Origin of the sequence: Actinomadura sp. NPDC048955 (assembly GCF_040649435.1) — a bacterium.
Taxonomy (GTDB): Bacteria; Actinomycetota; Actinomycetes; order Streptosporangiales; family Streptosporangiaceae; genus Spirillospora; species Spirillospora luteofluorescens.
Genome location: NZ_JBEZJI010000199.1, coordinates 1 through 1,376 on the forward strand (window position 1 = coordinate 1; position 1,376 = coordinate 1,376).

The 1,376-nt window shown below is 67.9% G+C and carries 2 protein-coding genes and 1 pseudogene; 1 reads left to right on the forward strand and 2 read right to left on the reverse strand.

Going from position 1 to position 1,376, the window contains the following annotated elements; translation table 11 throughout:
* Window positions 1–20: 20 nt before the first annotated feature.
* A pseudogene (locus AB0C84_RS46215) lies at window positions 21–131 on the reverse strand (IS5/IS1182 family transposase); the annotation flags it as partial.
* A gap of 217 nt (window positions 132–348) precedes the next feature.
* On the opposite strand from AB0C84_RS46215, the gene AB0C84_RS46220 reads away from it, so the two are divergent.
* Window positions 349–549, forward strand: a complete 201-nt coding sequence (locus AB0C84_RS46220) for a hypothetical protein (protein ID WP_361079295.1) — start codon at window positions 349–351, stop codon at window positions 547–549.
* Window positions 550–698: 149 nt separating this feature from the next.
* On the opposite strand, the gene AB0C84_RS46225 is transcribed toward AB0C84_RS46220, so the two are convergent.
* Complete coding sequence (locus AB0C84_RS46225; protein WP_361079298.1) at window positions 699–878, reverse strand: hypothetical protein; 180 nt, start codon at window positions 876–878, stop codon at window positions 699–701.
* Window positions 879–1,376: the final 498 nt, after the last annotated feature.

Below are 1,376 nucleotides of genomic sequence, written 5' to 3' on the forward strand. Positions count from 1 at the left end.
CGTCGATCGCGGAATCATTCGACGTAGCGGTGGACGCCCAGCCCGGACCCGTGCGGGGCGCCGCGGCGGGCGATGACCGGTTTGATGCCCTTGGCCCACACCAGGCGCCGGTACTTGTCGTGGTCGTAGCCGGCGGAACCGGCCGCTGGCCTTGCGGAAGAAGCCGCCGGGTCCTGAGACCCGCACACGGTCGCCAGTACCCCATCCTCACGGCCTGTACACCGATCGACGTACAGTCCTCCCTGGCCCTTTAAAACCAGGGGCTGTCCACTGCGACGCGGCGGACGAAAACCAGAGATCGGGCAGCGGCCTGAGCCACAGCGCTGCCCACACAACCAGGAGGACACCATGCCCAACCAGAGCGGGGCCGAATTCGACCTGAACTACACGGTCAACGTCACCGCCAGCCAGGCCGGGTTGAAGCCGGCCGTCAAGAAGGACCTGGAAGCACGACTGGGCAAGAAGGTCGCCAGCTTCGACATGGTCGACCACTCGAACGAAGACGGCAGCTACACCTGCACGCGCGCCGTCAACGTGGTCCTGGGCTGACCACCTGAACCGCGCTCGCGCCGAGCGCTGCAACTGTGGCCCTTCCCGACCATCGGGAAGGGCCACACCCTTGCCAGACCCACGAATGCGTCCTCGCCACCCACGATCCCCGTCCCCTCACAAGACCCCCCGACCCCCACACCGAGGCATCAATCAATGATCTTGATCCGCTGTGCACGGGACCGGTTAGGAAAGATCCCGGGATCCCGGGACTGCAGGCGGCGGCGTACGCGCTCGGTGAGCGTGGGGTCGGTGTAGGCCTCGGCGAGCACGGCGCGTAGGACGGGGGTGGCTTTGGCGTCGCCTCCGAACGCGGTGATCAGCCACACCTTGAGCGGTCGTGGTCGTCTGGGGTGCGTTCCAGCGACAGGTTGCGTAGGTGCCCGCGCCGTCCCTTGCCGGCGGTGGCCCGGCTGGGCGTGTGTTGGGGGCGGTCGGCGGGTGTGGCCTGGTCTTGGTCTTGGTCTTGGGGTGCGGGTTCGGGTGGTGGGAGTGGCGTGGCGGAGGGGCCCGTCGGGACGTCGGTTGCGCGGCCGCGGTTGCGGGCTTCGGCCTTGCTGGCGGTGCTCATCGGGTGATCTTCTCCAGCAGTTCGGCGGCGACCAGGTCGATCGGGGATCCCGAGACCAGTCGCGGCGGCTTGCCGAACGCCTGGGAAATCCTCCCCAGCCGCCTCGGGGAGTCGACTCGGATGAGACATTTCTTTACGTCTTTAAGGGCGCCCTGCCAGGGCGCCGGGTCGCGGCCGGGCGTGCTGGTTTCGATCGCGTTTCCGGCAACGTTTCTCGAGGCGTTTCATCGACATCCCCAGCGGTGGTGCGGCCGCG

Bases quoted from the DNA above. Each gene is read 5' to 3' on its own strand.
- AB0C84_RS46220 (WP_361079295.1), top strand. From the start codon at position 349: ATGCCCAACCAGAGCGGGGCCGAATTCGACCTGAACTACACGGTCAAC.